We start from the raw sequence: 14,612 nt of genomic DNA on the forward strand, positions 1-14,612 counted from the left end.
GCTTCGGTCACTCCTCGTTGGTGCTGTCCCCGAAGTTCGGATCCAGCAGGCCTTCCGGTGGGTCGATCTCGATGACCCGGTCGGCGACGGACACCGTCGGGACGATCGCGGTGACGAACGGCACCAGCAGCTCACCGGAAGTCTGACCCTCCCGACGGATCGACAGCAATTCGCCTGCGGCGGAATGCAATACCTCGATCACGGTGCCGACGACGTCGCCCGCGTCGGGGCGGCCGGCGACCATCCGCACGGTCAGGCCCTCGAGTTCGTGATCGTAGAATTCGTCCGGGTCGTCGGACGGGGTGAGTTCTGCGGTGTCGACGACGAACAGCACACCGCGCAGTTCGTCGGCGGTGGTGCGGTCGGCGACGCCGCGCAGGCGCAGCAGAAGCCGCCCGGAATGTTCCCGGGCGGCTTCCACCACGAACGTGCGCAGCGTGGTCTCGCGCGGCTTGCGGCCCCGCAGTTCGGTACCGACGGCGAAGCGCTCGTCGGGTTCGTCGGTGCGAACCTCGACGACGAGTTCTCCGCGGATGCCGTGCGACTTGGCGACGCGGCCGGTGACGAGTTCCACTGCGGTACTACTGGTCGGTGTCGACGACGTCGACGCGGATGCCACGGCCACCGATCCCGGAGACCAGGGTCCGCAGGGCGGTCGCGGTACGACCACCGCGACCGATCACCTTACCGAGATCGTCGGGGTGCACATGCACCTCGACGGTGCGTCCCCGACGCCCCGTGTTCAGCTCGACGCGCACGTCGTCGGGGTTGGCGACGATCCCACGGACGAGATGCTCGACGGCATCGGCGACAACGGCGCTCATTACTCGGCAGCCTCGGTGTCAGCAGCCGGAGCCTCGGCAGCCTCTTCCTTGGCGGCCTTCTTCTTCTTGGGGGTGACGGCCTCGGCGGCCGGCTCGTTCTCGGCCTGCGCGAGGGCAGCCTGGAACAGCTCCAGCTTGGAGGGCTTGGCTTCCTTGACCTTCAGGGTGCCCTCGGCGCCCGGCAGGCCCTTGAACTTCTGCCAGTCACCGGTGATCTTCAGCAGGTTCTCGACCGGCTCGGTCGGCTGCGCGCCGACACCCAGCCAGTACTGAGCGCGCTCCGAGTCGATCTCGATCAGCGACGGCTCTTCCTTCGGGTGGTACTTGCCGATCGTCTCGATCGCACGGCCGTCGCGGCGGGTGCGCGAGTCGGCGACGATGATCCGGTACTGCGCGTTGCGGATCTTGCCGAGGCGGGTGAGCTTGATCTTGACAGCCATGAGCTGCGTATCTCCTTCGGTGCGCACAGCGGTGCACACGCGTCACGTGCAATTCAGCGACCCGCCGGGGCGGCGAGTCCGGTTTTGCCTCTCTCCTGTGACCGTCGCGCGGTACGGAACCGGATGCGACGAACAGCGGTTCATTCTGCCAGACGACGGCCGCGGATCCGAAACGCAGGCCACCGGCCGTCTCCGCCGCAGCTCAGGTGACCGGAACCACCCGACACCCCGGTGGTCTCACACCGCACCTCGGGTACCGTCGAGTTGTGGCCCGTACCAGTCGAAAGAGTCGACCCGCACTGATCGTGCTGGTCGTCGTCGCCGCCCTCGGATGTCTGGCGCTCGGCTGGTGGCAGTGGACCCGGTTCGAGGCTGTCGGTGGCACCGGCCAGAACCTCGGATACGCGTTCCAGTGGCCGCTGTTCGCGGCGTTCGTCGTCTACGCGTACCGGCGGTTCGTGCAACTCGAGGACGATCCCGACGAGACCACCGCGTCGCCGGACGCCCCGACGGACGTCCCCGAGGGACTGCTCCCGGAGCGCCGGACCGCCCCGGCGTCCCCCGAGGATCTCGACGGCCTGGACGATCCGGAGGCCCGGCAGATGCTCGAGTACAACGACTACCTCGCCGAGCTGTCGGCTCGCGAGACCGACAGCCCCGATAGGAGCGAGAAGTGAGCGGCGCCGCCGAGAACTCACCGCAGCAGACCACCGAGCAGCCGGCTACTCCGGTGCGGTCGCCGCAGGACACCAAGAAGATCGCGTCGTCGCTGTTGCGGTACCGCATCCTGGCGTACGCGACCGGTATCTGGCTGCTGGTGCTGACCGCGGAGATGGTCGCGAAGTACATCTTCAGCGTCGACAATCTGCCGACGTGGATCGCGATCGTGCACGGCTGGGTGTACTTCGTGTACCTGATCCTGACGCTGGATCTGGCGGTCAAGGTGCGCTGGCCCGCGGGCCGCACGGTCGGCACGCTGCTCGCCGGCACTGTCCCGTTCCTGTCGTTCTTCGTCGAGCACTGGCGCACGCAGCAGGTCAAGCGCGACTTCGGCGTCTGAGAACCCGATACACGCGAAGGCCCCGTCTCGTCCGAGACGGGGCCTTCGTGCATCCTGCGGTGGCTACCCGCGTGCGAGTTCGGCCAGCGCCGGCACCAGCTGGGCCAGGGCCCGGCCGCGGTGCGACGCGGCGTCCTTCTCGGCCGGGGTCAGCTCGGCCGACGTCCGCTCGTCACCTTCGGGCACGAAGACGGGGTCGTAGCCGAAGCCGTTGTCGCCGCGGGGTTCCCGGACGATCCGGCCCCGCCACTCGCCCCGCACGACGACGGTGTCGTGGCCCGGGATCGCGAGGGCGCACGCCGACACGAAGGCGCCGCCGCGACGCTCGTCAGGGGTGTCGGACAGTTGCGCGAGCAGCAGTGCGGTGTTGGCGTCGTCGTCGCCGTGGCGTCCGCTCCAGCGGGCGGACAGCACGCCGGGCATCCCGTTGAGGGCGTCGACCTCGATGCCGGAGTCGTCGGCGACGCACGGCAGGCCGGTGGCGGCGGCCCCGTCGGCGGCCTTGACGATCGCGTTGTCCTCGAACGTGGCCCCGGTTTCGGGGGTTTCCGGGAACGCGCGGACCTCGTCGAGTCCGATCACCTCGAGGCCGTCGATGCCGGCGGCGGCGAGGACACGGCGTAGTTCGGCGAGTTTCTTGGCGTTGCGGCTGGCGACGAGGATTTTTCCGCTCAACTGCCGAACGCCTTCTTCTTCGGCTCCGCCGGTTCGGGCAGCACGCCCGGGTACGGCTCGGCGAGCGCGGCCTGCTGGATCGCGAACAGTTGTTCGCAGCCGGCGAGCGCGGAGTCGAGCATCGCGTCGAGGGTGGTGCGCGGGAAGGTGGCGCCCTCACCGGTGCCCTGGACCTCGACGAGGGTGCCGGTGTCGGTGGCGACGATGTTCATGTCGACCTCGGCACGCGAGTCCTCCTCGTACGGCAGGTCGAGGCGGACGCGGCCGTCGACGACGCCGACACTGACGGCGGCGATGGCGCAGGAGATGGGCTGCGGGTCGGCGAGCCGGCCGGCGGCCCGCAGGTAGGTCACGGCGTCGACGAGGGCGACGTACGCGCCGGTGATGGCGGCGGTGCGGGTGCCGCCGTCGGCCTGCAGGACGTCGCAGTCGAGGGCGATGGTGTTCTCGCCGATCGCGGCGAGGTCGATGCACGCGCGCAGCGATCGGCCGACGAGCCGGCTGATTTCCTGGGTGCGTCCGCTGACCTTGCCCTTGACCGATTCGCGGCTGTTGCGAGTGTGGGTGGCGGCCGGGAGCATCGCGTATTCGGCGGTCAGCCAGCCGAGCCCGGAGCCGCGACGCCAGCGCGGCACGCCCTCTTCGACGCTCGCGGTGCACATGACCCGCGTGTTGCCGAACTCGACCAGCACCGAACCCGCGGGGTGGCTCGTGAAGCCGCGTGTGATGCGAACCGTGCGGAGCTCGTCGTCCGCCCTACCGTCTTCTCGTGTCGTCACGGTCCCCCACACTAGTCGGCGGCGAGGAGATGATCAGACGGTGTAGACGTCCCCGGCGGACACGGCGGTGACGGGCCCGGAGTATTCGGCCTTGGCCTCGGCGATGACGTCCTCGCGGGACGTCCACGGCGGGATGTGGGTGAGGAGGAGTTGCCCGACGCCGGCGCGGGCGGCGACCTGCCCGGCCTCGGTGCCGGACAGGTGGATACCTGTGGGGCGGTCGGGGCTGTGGGTCCACGACGCCTCCGCGAGGAGGATGTCGGCGCCGCGGGCGAGGTCGACGACGGCGTCGCACATGCCGGTGTCGCCGGTGTAGGCGAGGACGCGGCCGGTGGCGGTGGTGACCCGGAAGCCGTACGACTCGGGTGGATGGTTCACCCGGAACGCCTGCACGGTGATCTCCCCGATCTCGGCGGTGTGTCGGTCGGTCCACTGCCGCAGGTCGAGGGTGTCGGTGACGTCGTCGAGGTCGCCGCCGCATTCGGCGGATGCGACGCCGATGCGGCATGCGCTGTCGCTGGGCCCGTAGACGAGGGCGCGTCCGGTGGGCGGGGTGGGATGGTAGCGGCGCCACACGAGGAGGCCGGCCATGTCGAGGCAGTGGTCGGCGTGCAGGTGCGACAGCAGGATCGTGGCCTCGCCGGGATCGGCGTAGCGTTGCAGGGCACCGAGGACGCCGGGGCCGAAGTCGAGGACGACCGGCGGGGTGCCCGGCGCGGTCAGTAGATACCCCGAGGCAGCCGAGTCGGGTCCGGAGACACTGCCCGAACATCCCAGGACCGTCATGCGCATGTCCGTCATGCTGCCATGCCGGTCCGGCCCGGACGAAGCGTCCGCGCCGATGGGACGGATCACGTCACATCCGACACCGAACTGTGACGCAGCGCGGGCCGGGAGGGCCGGGCCAGCACCCAGGCCGCGACGACGCCACCGATCGCCCCGAACAGGTGTCCCTGCCACGAGATGCCGTAGCGGCCGGGCAGCACCCCCCACAGCATGCTGCCGTAGAAGAACAGGACGATCACCCCGATCAGGATCTGCCCGAAGTGGCGGGTGAAGATGCCGCGGACCAGCAGGTAGGTGAGCCAGCCGAAGATGAGGATGGACGCGCCGGCGTGGAGGGCGTGCCCGCCGGTGAGCCAGGTGCCGAGGCCGCCGATCACCCAGACGATGCCGGTGGCGGCGAGTCCGCGGCCGATCCCGGACAGCAGGACGAGGTAGCCGAGCACGAGCAGCGGGAGCGTGTTGGCGAGCAGGTGTCCCCAGCCGAAGTGCAGCATCGGCGCGAACGCGATCCCCCACAGCCCGTCCGTCGTGAGCGGTTGGATGCCCCACGTGTCGAGGCTGGTGCGGGTGACGGTGTCGATCGCCTCGATCACGTACAGGACGGCGACGAACCCGCCGATGGTGAGGCCGGCGCGCTGCCACAGCGGCCGCGGCGCGGGTGTCGGGGTGGTGGTCGGGGTGCTCACACGCGGCCTTCCTCGAATGCGGACGGGAACACGTCCCGGTAGGTGGGGATGCCGGCGACGGTGGTGGCCGAGAGGATCGCGTCGACGATCGCCCGCTGCACGCACACGGCGGCGGCGGTGCAGACGGCGTCGAGGATCGGCAGTTCGGCCGGGAACGCGGCCGGGATCCCGTCGACGGGCGGGGTGTCGCGGGTGCCGGTGGCGAGCGCGAAGATCGTGTCGCCGTCGAGCGGTGAGTGCGCGGGCCGGATCGCGCGGGCCAGTCCGTCGTGTCCGGCGACGGCGACGCGGCGGCACGACGGTTTGGACAGGCGCGCGTCGGTGGCGACGACCCCGATCGTGGTGTTGAGGACGGTGCCCTTCTGCCCGAGCGTGTGGGCGGCGGCCAGGTCGGCGGCGGACGGCGGGCGGAGGCCGCGACGCTCGGCGTCGGCGCGGGTCAGTCCCCACGGCAGCCCGGTGTCGGGATCCCACACGGAGCCGACGGGGTTGGCGACCATGAGTGCGGCGACGGTGACGCCGTCGGCGGGCCCGCCCACGATGACGGTGCTGGCGGTGCCGACACCACCCTTGAGGATGCCCGCGCGGGCGCCGGTGCCGGCGCCCACCGACCCGGTGGCGACGGCGGCGGCGTTCTCGGCGTCCGCGGCGGCACGGTAGCCGAAGTCGGCGGTGGGCCGGGTCGTCCAGTCCCCGACGGGCAGGTCGAAGATCACCGCGCCGGGCACGATGGGCACCACCTGCCCGGGTGCGCCCATCGGGATGCCGTGTCCGTGTTCCTCGAGCCGGCGCATGACGCCGTCGGCGGCGGCGAGCCCGTAGGCGCTGCCGCCGGTGAGCAGGACGGCGTGGACCTGCTGCACGGAGTGGCTGGGGTCGAGGAGGTCGGTTTCGCGGGTGCCGGGGCCGCCGCCGCGGACGTCCACCCCGGCCGTCGCCCCGGCGGGGACGAGGACGACGGTGCTGCCGGTCGCGGCGCCGGAGCCGAGAGTGGCGTCGGCGTCGAGCACGTGGTGGTGGCCGACGAGGACACCGGGGACGTCGGCGAGCGAATCGGTCGGCCCGGGGGCGACCGCCGTCGCGGACGCCGTCACGACAGGAGGGCCTGGACGAGCGAGTCCTGCATCCACGTCAACCAGTGGTAGACGTCGAGGTGCGGGGCGCGCGGGTCGTCCTCCTCGAGTTCGTCGGGGGTGTCGGCGTCGATGCCGATGTTGGTGCCGAGGGCGAGGCGGACGTCGTTGAGTCCGGCGAGCCACGCGTCGGCCTGTTCGGGGGTGAGGGCGATCTTGCCGCCGTCGACGGGCACGGTCCGCAGGATCACCGATCCGGCGGCGACCTTGTCGTCGATGATGTCCGGTTCGTGGAGGCTGCGCAGGCCGCTGTTGACGTTGGCCTGTTCGGGGTCGGCGGGGGTGTCGCCGTCGGTGCGCTGGAAGTCCGGCAGCAGCCGCGCCAGCACCGCATCGTCCGGTGTCTCGGTGTTGCCGGTCCGCATGCCGGTGAGGGCGGCGAGTTCGTCGGTGGGGGCGGAGGCGGCCCGCTCCTCGAGCAGTCCGGTCACCGAGGTGACGAGGGACCGCAGGACGGCCGCCTCGTGTGCGTCCATCTCGGAGCGCAGTTTCATTCCGCCGAGCGAGTTCTTCCTCGTCCAAGTCCGCACGTCGTGTACCCGGTATTCCTTACGGTTGCGATGAATGAGTGGGTGGGTGGGGTGTTCTAGCTGCTGTCGCGCTGCATGGTGGCCCACAGGCCGGCGGCGTGCAGTTTGCGGACGTCGTTCTCGACCTTGTCGCGGGAGCCGCTGGAGACGACGGCCTTGCCTTCCTTGTGGACCTGCATCATCAGGTCCGTCGCCTTGGCTTTGCTGTAGCCGAACAGCTTCTGGAAGATGTACGTCACGTAGTGCATGAGGTTGACGGGGTCGTCCCAGACGACGGTCACCCACGGCCGGTCCAGCGCCTCGACACTCTCCTCGATCTCGGCCTCGGCGGGCGAGAGCTGCGGCGTCGCGGCAGGCATCTTGGCCACCGGGACGGCGGTGGGGAGAGTCATCGTGGGGCACGGCACCATGGGTCCAGAGTACGACCTGGGCCTCGAACTCGACACCCGCGTCCGGTGCCCGGATCGTAAAGTCGACCACGTGGTCGACCCCGACGAAAAGGACACCGGCATGCCCGTGAGCACGGCTCTGTTCACCGACCAGTACGAACTGACGATGCTCGAGGCGGCCCTCGCGGACGGCTCCGCGCACCGGCCGTGCAGCTTCGAGGTGTTCGCCCGGCGGCTGCCGGACGGACGTCGCTACGGGGTGGCCGGCGGCACGGGACGGCTGCCGGACGCGTTGGCGCGCTTCCGGTTCGGTGAGGAGGAGTTGGACGTCGTCGCCCGGTTCCTGGCGCCGTCGACGGTGGAGTGGCTGCGCGGGTACCGGTTCTCCGGCGACATCGACGGCTACCGGGAGGGTGAACTGTATTTCCCGGGGTCGCCGATCCTGTCGGTCCGTGGCACGTTCGCCGAGTGTGTCCTGCTCGAGACGTTGGTGTTGTCGATCCTCAATCACGACAGTGCGATCGCGTCGGCGGCGGCCCGCATGGTCAGTGCCGCGGACGGGCGCCGGATGATCGAGATGGGGTCGCGTCGGACCCACGAGGAGTCGGCGGTGTCGGCGGCTCGCGCTGCGTATCTGGCGGGGTTCGATGCGACGTCGAATCTGGAGGCGGTGCGCCGGCACGGGGTGCCGGGTGCGGGGACGAGCGCGCACGCGTTCACGCTGCTGCACACGACGGCGGCCGGCCCGGACGAGGTGGCGGCGTTCCGGGCGCAGGTGGCGGCGTTGGGGGCGGGCACGACGCTGCTGGTCGACACGTACGACATCCGCCGCGGGGTGGAGAACGCGATCGCGGCGGCGGGCACCGGACTCGGTGGGGTGCGGATCGATTCGGGCGATCTGGGGGTGCTGGCCCGGCAGGTCCGCGATCAGCTGGACGGGCTGGGTGCGGCGAGCACGAAGATCGTGGTCTCCGGAGATCTGGACGAGTATGCGATCGCGGCGCTGCGGGCCGAGCCGGTCGACACGTACGGGGTCGGCACGTCGCTGGTCACCGGGTCGGGCGCCCCGACGGCCGGGATGGTCTACAAGCTCGTCGAGGTCGACGGGGTGCCGGTGGCCAAGCGCAGCACCCACAAGCAGTCGCAGGGGGCCGCGAAGCGGGCGGTCCGGCTGAGCCGGCCGTCGGGCACGATCGTCGAGGAGGTCCTCTACCGGGCCGGCTCCCCCGTCCCGGACGGCGGCGGTCTCGAGGTGCGGGAGTTGCTGACGCCGATGGTGCGCGGCGGCGACGTCGTGGACGGGTTGCCGACACTCGACGACGCCCGCGCGCTGCTGGCCCGCAATCTGGTGAGCCTGCCGTGGGAGGGCCTCAAGCTGTCCCGCGGCGAGGCGGCCGTGCCGACGCGGTTCGCGGGCTGAGGGTCGCGGCGGGAAGAATGGCGTCATGAGCGGTAAGAGGGCCCTGGTGATCGTCGACGTCCAGAACGATTTCTGCGAGGGCGGGTCGCTGGCCGTCGCGGGCGGCGCGGCGGTCGCGGAGGCGATCAGCGAGTATCTGGCGTCGCCGTACCGGCCGAAGTATGCGGCGATCGTCGCGACCGCGGACCGGCACGTCGATCCGGGCCCGCATTTCTCCGACGCCCCCGATTTCCGGCGCAGCTGGCCGCCGCACTGTGTGGTGGGGACGCCGGGCACCGAGTTCCATCCGGCGCTGGATCTGTCCGAGGTGCGTGAGGTGTTCGGCAAGGGCACCTTCGAGGCCGCCTATTCGGGGTTCGAGGGTGTCTCCGACGACGGGGACACGCTGTCGGAGTGGCTGCAGGATCACGGTATCGACGCCGTCGACATCGTGGGGATCGCTACCGACCACTGTGTGCGGGCGACGGCGATGGACGCCGTCCGTGAGGGCTTCGACGCCCGCGTGCTGCTGGACTACACGGCCGCGGTGTCCCCGGACACCGTGCGCACCGCACTCGGCGCGATGCAGGACCTCGGTGTCACCCTCGTCGGGTCTGCGGCGGTTCCGGCGCCGCGGCGGCCGCGCCGGCCGTGACGACGTCGGCGGTGCCGACCATGACGACGTCGGCGGTGTCACTGTCGGCCGCTACCCTGTTGCGGTGTCTGCGCGTGAACTGCCGAATGTCCCCGATCTCCTGTCTCTGGCGGTCCGCTCGCTCGGCGGCAAGGAGCGCCGCAACCAGTTGACGATGGCGTCGGCGGTGGCGCATTCGATCGACACCGGGGAGCATCTGGCGGTGCAGGCCGGTACGGGTACCGGTAAGTCGCTGGCGTATCTGGTGCCGAGCATCCGGCATGCGGTGGCGTCGGGGCGCACGGTGGTGGTGTCGACGGCGACGATCGCGTTGCAGCGGCAGTTGGTGGACCGGGATCTGCCGCGGCTCGCGGAGGCGTTGAAACCGGCGCTGGGCCGGTTGCCGCGGTTCGCGATCCTCAAGGGCCGCGGAAACTATCTGTGCATGAACAAGATTCACACCGGGATGGCGCAGGACACGCCGCCGGAGGAGGAACTGTTCGACGCGTTCGCGATCTCCCGGCTGGGCCGGGAGGTGCAGCGGCTGACGAAGTGGTCGTCGGACACCGAGACCGGGGACCGGGACGATCTGGTGCCGGGGGTGAGCGAACAGGCGTGGCGTCAGGTGAGTGTCAGTGCTCGCGAGTGCCTGGGCAAGTCGCGCTGCCCGGTCGGTGAGGACTGTTTCGCGGAGCGGGCCCGCGCAGAGGCGGCGCAGGTGGATGTGGTGGTCACCAATCATGCGATGCTCGCGATCGACGCGATCTCGGGGATCAAGGTGCTGCCGGAGCACGATGTGGTGGTGATCGACGAGGCGCACGAGCTGGTGGATCGGGTCACCGGGGTGGCGACCGCGGAGTTGGCGGCGCCCGCGATCAGCGGTGCGGCCCGGCGGGCGGTGAAGCTGGTCGAGGAGCGGGACGTGGACCGGTTGGAGGCGACGGCCGAGAACTGGGCGGATCTGCTCGAGCAGTTGCCGGCGGGCCGGTGGGAGTCGCTGCCGGACGGCGTGGGGATGGCGTTGGCGGCGGTGCGGGACGCGGCGTGGCATGTGCGGACGGCGATCGGTCCGGCGACGCCGGGGATGGCGGCGTCCGATCCGGAGGCGGCGGCGGCACGCAGCGCGGCGCTCAACGCGATCGACGAGATCCACGACGGCGCGGTGCGGGTGTTGACGGCGTTCGACGAGCCGGATCCGGCGAAACGCACGGACGTGGTGTGGCTGTCGGTCGAGGAGAATCGCGGCAGTGTCCGCCGGGTGGTGCGGATGGCGCCGCTGTCGGTGGGTGGGCTGTTGCGGGCGAGCCTGTTCGCGGAGTCGACGGTGGTGCTGACGTCGGCGACGTTGACGGTCGGCGGGTCGTTCGACGGGCTGGCAGTGAACTGGGGGCTGCCGGCGCAATCGTCGTCGCGCACCGATCCGGGGACCGCGATCGGCAAGGAAGCGCCGTCGGATACGGGTGCGCTGCACTGGAATTCGGTGGACGTGGGATCGCCGTTCGATCATGCGAAGTCGGGGATCATGTATGTGGCGCGGCATCTGCCGCCGCCGGGCCGGGACGGGTTGTCGCCGGCGTTCCTGGACGAGATCGCGGAGCTGGTGACCGCGGCGGGTGGCCGGACGCTGGGACTGTTCTCGTCGATGCGGGCGGCGAAGGCGGCGGCGGAGGCGATGCGGGAACGCCTGGACGTGCCGATCCTGTGTCAGGGCGACGATGCGACGGGCACGCTGGTGAAGAAGTTCGCTGCCGACGAACCGACGACGCTGTTCGGGACGTTGTCGTTGTGGCAGGGCGTGGACGTGCCGGGGCCGTCGCTGAGTCTGGTGATCCTGGATCGGATTCCGTTCCCCCGCCCGGACGATCCGCTACTGATGGCGCGGCAGCAGGCGGTGGAGTCCCGCGGCGGCAACGGCTTCCTGTCGGTCGCGGCGAATCATGCGGCGCTGCTGCTGGCGCAGGGGGTGGGCCGACTGCTGCGCAGCGTCGACGACAAGGGGGTGATCGCCGTCCTCGACTCCCGCCTGGCGACGGCCCGCTACGGCGGCTACCTGCGCGCATCCCTGCCCCCGTTCTGGGAAACCGCCGACCCGCAGGTGGTGCGCAAGGCGCTCGAGCGGATCGCGGCGGGGCGGGCGGCGGGTTAGCGGGGAGTAGTCCACGCGATGACCGTGCCCGACATTCGTGGGAGGTGACGATGCACCGTTCGACCGAGGATGTTCTCGCACACGCCGACGAACTTGCTCAACGGTTCGAGACCTACGATCCTCGCCCCGAGGACGAGCGCGATCCGATCACGTTGAAAACGCTGTGCGCCGCGAAGTCGTAAGACGCACCCTGTGCCGCGAAGTCGCGCACAACAGCGATTACGCCGCCCCGCCCCAGGTTTCCGCGTCCAAGGCCTCGAGCACCGGCGCCGGCCCACATGTGTGCAGGACGTCGATGGGCCTGGCGCCGGCGAGGTGCGCGTTGGCGCTTTCGAGCCAGGTGCGGGCTGCTTGTTCTCCCCATACGAGCCGCGCGCGGGCCAGCACGGGATCATCGGTTCCGCCGTCGGCCGGGCGTGTAGTCGTGGCATCCATGGTTCGTTTCTACCGACCGCCGGCGCCGCACGGAAGCGCCACCCTCACCCTTCGGACCAACCCGTCACCTGGCCCCGATCCCCTGCCCCGTCGCGCGGCCCGGTCCTATGCTCGGGCGATGGACCCGGTGATCTCGGTTCGTGGGCTGGTCAAGTGTTTCGGTGACGTGCGGGCGCTCGACGGCCTCGATCTGGAGGTCGAGCGGGGGCGGGTGCACGGGTTTCTGGGGCCGAACGGGGCGGGGAAGTCGACGACGATCCGGGTGCTGCTGGGGTTGTTGCGGTCGGACGGCGGCGAGACGACGGTGCTGGGCGCCGATCCGTGGCGGGACGCGGTCGGTCTGCATCGGCGGCTGGCGTATGTGCCGGGGGACGTGAATCTGTGGCCGAATCTCACGGGCGGTGAGGCGATCGATCTGTTCGGCCGGTTGCGGGGCGGGCTCGACGAGGCCCGGCGGCGCGAACTGCTCGAACGCTTCGAACTCGATCCGACGCGGAAGGGTCGCACGTATTCGAAGGGCAATCGGCAGAAGGTGGCGCTGGTCGCCGCGCTCGCAACCGATGCGGAACTGTTGATCCTGGACGAGCCGACGTCGGGGCTGGATCCGTTGATGGAGGCGGTGTTCCAGCAGTGCATCACCGAGGTGTCGCGGGAGGGCCGCACGGTCCTGCTGTCGAGTCACATTCTGGCGGAGGTGGAGTCGCTGTGTGACGTGGTGACGATCATCCGGGCGGGCCGGACGGTGCAGTCGGGCACGTTGGACGAGTTGCGGCATCTGACGCGGACGACGGTGTCGGTGACGACCCGGGAGTCGTCGGACGGGTTGGCGGCTGTGCCGGGGGTGCACAATGTGCAGCCGGTCGACGATCAGGACAACGGTGTCGTGTTCGACGTCGACGCGGACCGTCTGGATGCGGTGATGTCGGTGTTGGCCGGGTTGGGGGTCGTGACGATCACGGCGCATCCGCCGACGCTGGAGGATCTGTTCCTGCGCGAGTACAGCGACGAGTTCGCGTCGCTGGGGATCGAGCGCCGATGACGGCGGCCACGACGGATCGGGTGGTGCCGCGGCCCGTCGAGTCGGGGGCGGCCGATCCGTTGGCGGGGACGGGGACGTTGATCCGGTTGGCGTTGCGGATCGACCGGGTCCGGTTGCCGGCGTGGGTGATCGCGGTCGGCGGGTCGACGGTGCTGTTGGCGTCGAGCTATTCGACCCTCTACCCCACCGCGGAGGCGCGGCAGGCGCGTGGCGCGCTGATCGAGTCGCCGGCGGCGACGGCGATGGCCGGCCCCGGTTACGGGCTGTCGGACTATTCGCTGGGCGCGATGGTCGCGAACGAGATCGCCGGCATGACGATGGTGGCGGTCGCGATCATGTCGGTGCTGCTGGTGACACTGCATCTGCGGACGGAGGAGGAGTCGGGTCGCGCGGAGATGCTGCGGGCGTCGGTGGTGGGCCGGTTCGCGCCGATCACGTCGGGACTGGTGGTGGTGCTGCTGGCGAATGTGCTGATCGGGTTGGTCCTGGGTGTGGGGTTGACGGCGGTCGGGTTGCCGGCCTCCGGATCGTGGATTCTGGCGGCCGCGGTGGTCACGGTGGGTCTGACGTTCGGGGCCACATCGGCGCTGTTCTCACAGCTCACCGAACATGCGCGGGCCGCGAGCGGGCTCGGCCTGGTGGCGGTGGCGTTCGCGTATCTGCTGCGGGCGATCGGGGATGTCGTCGCGAAGGAGGACGGCAGTGTGTGGTCGTGGCTGTCCCCGATCGGGTGGGGGCAGGCGACCGCCGCGTACGTCGACGACCGCTGGTGTCCGCTGCTCCTCGGTGTCGCGGCGGCGGTGATCGGGGTGGCGGCGGCGTATGCGGTGGTGGGCCGACGCGATGTGGGCGGCGGACTGGTCGCGCCACGCGGCGGCCGGCCGCGGGCGACGCGGGCGCTGTCCGGGATGGCGGCGTTGACGGCGCGGATGCAGCGCGGTCAGGTGCTCGCGTGGACCCTCGGGGTGATCGCGCTGGCCTTCCCGATCGGGGCGCTCGGTCAGCAGGTGGCCGAGTTCGTCGACCAGGATCCGCGGCTGTCGGGACTGCTGCCGGGCGGTGAGGGCAATGCCGCGCAGGGCGCGTTCGCGTTGTATCTGGTGTTCCTGACGGTGATGGCGTGCATGTATGCGACGACGGCGGTGCAGGCGGCGCGGGGTGAGGAGACGTCGGGTCGCGCCGAGGACGTGTTGTCGACGCCGGTGTCGCGGTGGCGGTGGCTGGGCACGCAACTGGCAGTGCTCACGGTCGCGACGATGCTGATCGTGGTGGCGGCGGGTGCGGCGATGGGGACGACGGCGGCGGCGACACTGCACGACGGGTCGATGTTCGGCCGACTGGTGGGGGCGGCCGCGAATCTGCTGCCGGCGACGCTGACGGTGATCGGGGTGGCGGCCGTCGTCTACGCGTGGGCGCCGCGGTTCCTCGCGATCGTGTGGGTGTATCTCGGGTATCTGCTGGTGATCGGTATGTTCCTGGAGGTGCTGCCGGATTGGACGGGGTGGGCGTCACCGTTCCATTTCACCCCGAACATGCCGGCCGACGCGTTCGACGTGGTCCCGCTGATCGTGCTGTCGGTGCTCGCGGTCGTGTTGTATGCGCTGGCGCTGGCCGGGTTCCGGCGCCGTGACGTCCCGTCCTGATCTGCTCTGGGAGG

Annotated in this window: 19 protein-coding genes; 8 read left to right on the plus strand and 11 right to left on the minus strand. The window is 70.6% G+C overall.

Translation table 11 applies throughout. The annotated features are described in order from the left end of the window. Window positions 1–7: 7 nt before the first annotated feature. From rimM to rpsP, 3 genes are read right to left on the minus strand one after another with little or no spacing between them, the layout of a single operon-like run. Window positions 8–574, minus strand: coding sequence for a ribosome maturation factor RimM (gene rimM, locus E0497_RS12620; RefSeq protein ID WP_137725144.1), 567 nt, complete (start codon window positions 572–574; stop codon window positions 8–10). A 7-nt stretch (window positions 575–581) separates the two neighbouring features. Beyond that, window positions 582–824 (minus strand): RNA-binding protein, encoded by a 243-nt coding sequence (locus tag E0497_RS12625; protein WP_137725145.1) that lies wholly within the window; start codon window positions 822–824, stop codon window positions 582–584. Beyond that, on the minus strand, window positions 824–1,264 hold the full coding sequence (gene rpsP / locus E0497_RS12630) for a 30S ribosomal protein S16 (protein ID WP_137725146.1): 441 nt from the start codon (window positions 1,262–1,264) through the stop codon (window positions 824–826). The genes E0497_RS12625 and rpsP overlap by 1 nt, the downstream gene beginning before the upstream one ends. 266 nt (window positions 1,265–1,530) lie before the next feature. On the opposite strand from rpsP, the gene E0497_RS12635 reads away from it, so the two are divergent. Both E0497_RS12635 and E0497_RS12640 read left to right on the plus strand, forming a co-directional pair. Then, the gene (locus E0497_RS12635) at window positions 1,531–1,941 is read left to right on the plus strand and encodes a transcriptional regulator (protein WP_137725147.1); all 411 of its coding nucleotides are present in this window, start codon (window positions 1,531–1,533) and stop codon (window positions 1,939–1,941) included. A gap of 53 nt (window positions 1,942–1,994) precedes the next feature. Beyond that, entirely contained in the window at window positions 1,995–2,324 is a 330-nt protein-coding gene (locus E0497_RS12640) for a DUF3817 domain-containing protein (RefSeq protein ID WP_137725180.1), read from the plus strand. 63 nt (window positions 2,325–2,387) lie between these two features. On the opposite strand, the gene rdgB is transcribed toward E0497_RS12640, so the two are convergent. The 7 genes from rdgB to clpS are packed head-to-tail and all read right to left on the minus strand — an operon-like array spanning window position 2,388 to window position 7,323. Then, the gene (rdgB, locus tag E0497_RS12645; protein ID WP_137725148.1) at window positions 2,388–2,999 is read right to left on the minus strand and encodes an RdgB/HAM1 family non-canonical purine NTP pyrophosphatase; all 612 of its coding nucleotides are present in this window, start codon (window positions 2,997–2,999) and stop codon (window positions 2,388–2,390) included. Then, entirely contained in the window at window positions 2,996–3,778 is a 783-nt protein-coding gene (gene rph / locus E0497_RS12650) for a ribonuclease PH (RefSeq protein ID WP_137725149.1), read from the minus strand. The genes rdgB and rph overlap by 4 nt, the downstream gene beginning before the upstream one ends. A gap of 33 nt (window positions 3,779–3,811) precedes the next feature. Next, window positions 3,812–4,570 carry a cyclic nucleotide-degrading phosphodiesterase gene (locus E0497_RS12655; RefSeq protein ID WP_137725181.1) on the minus strand — a complete coding sequence of 253 codons (759 nt, stop codon included), beginning with the start codon at window positions 4,568–4,570 and terminating at the stop codon, window positions 3,812–3,814. Between the two features lie 59 nt (window positions 4,571–4,629). After that, the gene (locus tag E0497_RS12660) at window positions 4,630–5,250 is read right to left on the minus strand and encodes a rhomboid family intramembrane serine protease (RefSeq protein WP_137725150.1); all 621 of its coding nucleotides are present in this window, start codon (window positions 5,248–5,250) and stop codon (window positions 4,630–4,632) included. Then, the gene (locus E0497_RS12665) at window positions 5,247–6,344 is read right to left on the minus strand and encodes a P1 family peptidase (protein WP_137725151.1); all 1,098 of its coding nucleotides are present in this window, start codon (window positions 6,342–6,344) and stop codon (window positions 5,247–5,249) included. Before E0497_RS12665 ends, E0497_RS12660 begins: the two co-directional genes overlap by 4 nt. Continuing rightward, a complete protein-coding gene (gene aosR, locus E0497_RS12670; RefSeq protein WP_137725152.1) occupies window positions 6,341–6,913 on the minus strand; it encodes an oxidative stress transcriptional regulator AosR in 573 nt (190 codons plus the stop codon). The genes E0497_RS12665 and aosR overlap by 4 nt, the downstream gene beginning before the upstream one ends. Window positions 6,914–6,969: 56 nt before the next feature. Further along, window positions 6,970–7,323 (minus strand): ATP-dependent Clp protease adapter ClpS, encoded by a 354-nt coding sequence (gene clpS, locus E0497_RS12675; protein ID WP_137725153.1) that lies wholly within the window; start codon window positions 7,321–7,323, stop codon window positions 6,970–6,972. 100 nt (window positions 7,324–7,423) lie between these two features. On the opposite strand from clpS, the gene E0497_RS12680 reads away from it, so the two are divergent. The 4 genes from E0497_RS12680 (at window position 7,424) to E0497_RS20995 (ending at window position 11,663) form a co-directional block, all read left to right on the plus strand. Then, on the plus strand, window positions 7,424–8,722 hold the full coding sequence (locus tag E0497_RS12680; protein ID WP_194150318.1) for a nicotinate phosphoribosyltransferase: 1,299 nt from the start codon (window positions 7,424–7,426) through the stop codon (window positions 8,720–8,722). A gap of 25 nt (window positions 8,723–8,747) precedes the next feature. After that, on the plus strand, window positions 8,748–9,356 hold the full coding sequence (locus E0497_RS12685; protein ID WP_137725154.1) for an isochorismatase family protein: 609 nt from the start codon (window positions 8,748–8,750) through the stop codon (window positions 9,354–9,356). Between the two features lie 64 nt (window positions 9,357–9,420). Beyond that, on the plus strand, window positions 9,421–11,481 hold the full coding sequence (locus E0497_RS12690) for an ATP-dependent DNA helicase (RefSeq protein WP_137725183.1): 2,061 nt from the start codon (window positions 9,421–9,423) through the stop codon (window positions 11,479–11,481). Between the two features lie 50 nt (window positions 11,482–11,531). Continuing rightward, window positions 11,532–11,663: a hypothetical protein gene (locus tag E0497_RS20995; protein WP_277751685.1), complete on the plus strand. Its 132-nt coding sequence runs from the start codon at window positions 11,532–11,534 to the stop codon at window positions 11,661–11,663. A 37-nt stretch (window positions 11,664–11,700) separates the two neighbouring features. Here the strand turns inward: E0497_RS20995 and E0497_RS12695 are convergent, their stop codons facing one another. After that, window positions 11,701–11,916, minus strand: coding sequence for an antitoxin Xre/MbcA/ParS toxin-binding domain-containing protein (locus E0497_RS12695; protein WP_137725155.1), 216 nt, complete (start codon window positions 11,914–11,916; stop codon window positions 11,701–11,703). 118 nt (window positions 11,917–12,034) lie between these two features. Here E0497_RS12695 and E0497_RS12700 point away from each other — a divergent pair, with 118 nt between their 5' ends. Continuing rightward, window positions 12,035–12,955 carry an ABC transporter ATP-binding protein gene (locus E0497_RS12700; protein ID WP_137725156.1) on the plus strand — a complete coding sequence of 307 codons (921 nt, stop codon included), beginning with the start codon at window positions 12,035–12,037 and terminating at the stop codon, window positions 12,953–12,955. Then, the gene (locus E0497_RS12705) at window positions 12,952–14,598 is read left to right on the plus strand and encodes an ABC transporter permease (RefSeq protein ID WP_137725157.1); all 1,647 of its coding nucleotides are present in this window, start codon (window positions 12,952–12,954) and stop codon (window positions 14,596–14,598) included. The genes E0497_RS12700 and E0497_RS12705 overlap by 4 nt, the downstream gene beginning before the upstream one ends. Window positions 14,599–14,612: the final 14 nt, after the last annotated feature.

Source organism: Prescottella subtropica (assembly GCF_005434945.1).
GTDB lineage: Bacteria > Actinomycetota > Actinomycetes > Mycobacteriales > Mycobacteriaceae > Prescottella > Prescottella subtropica.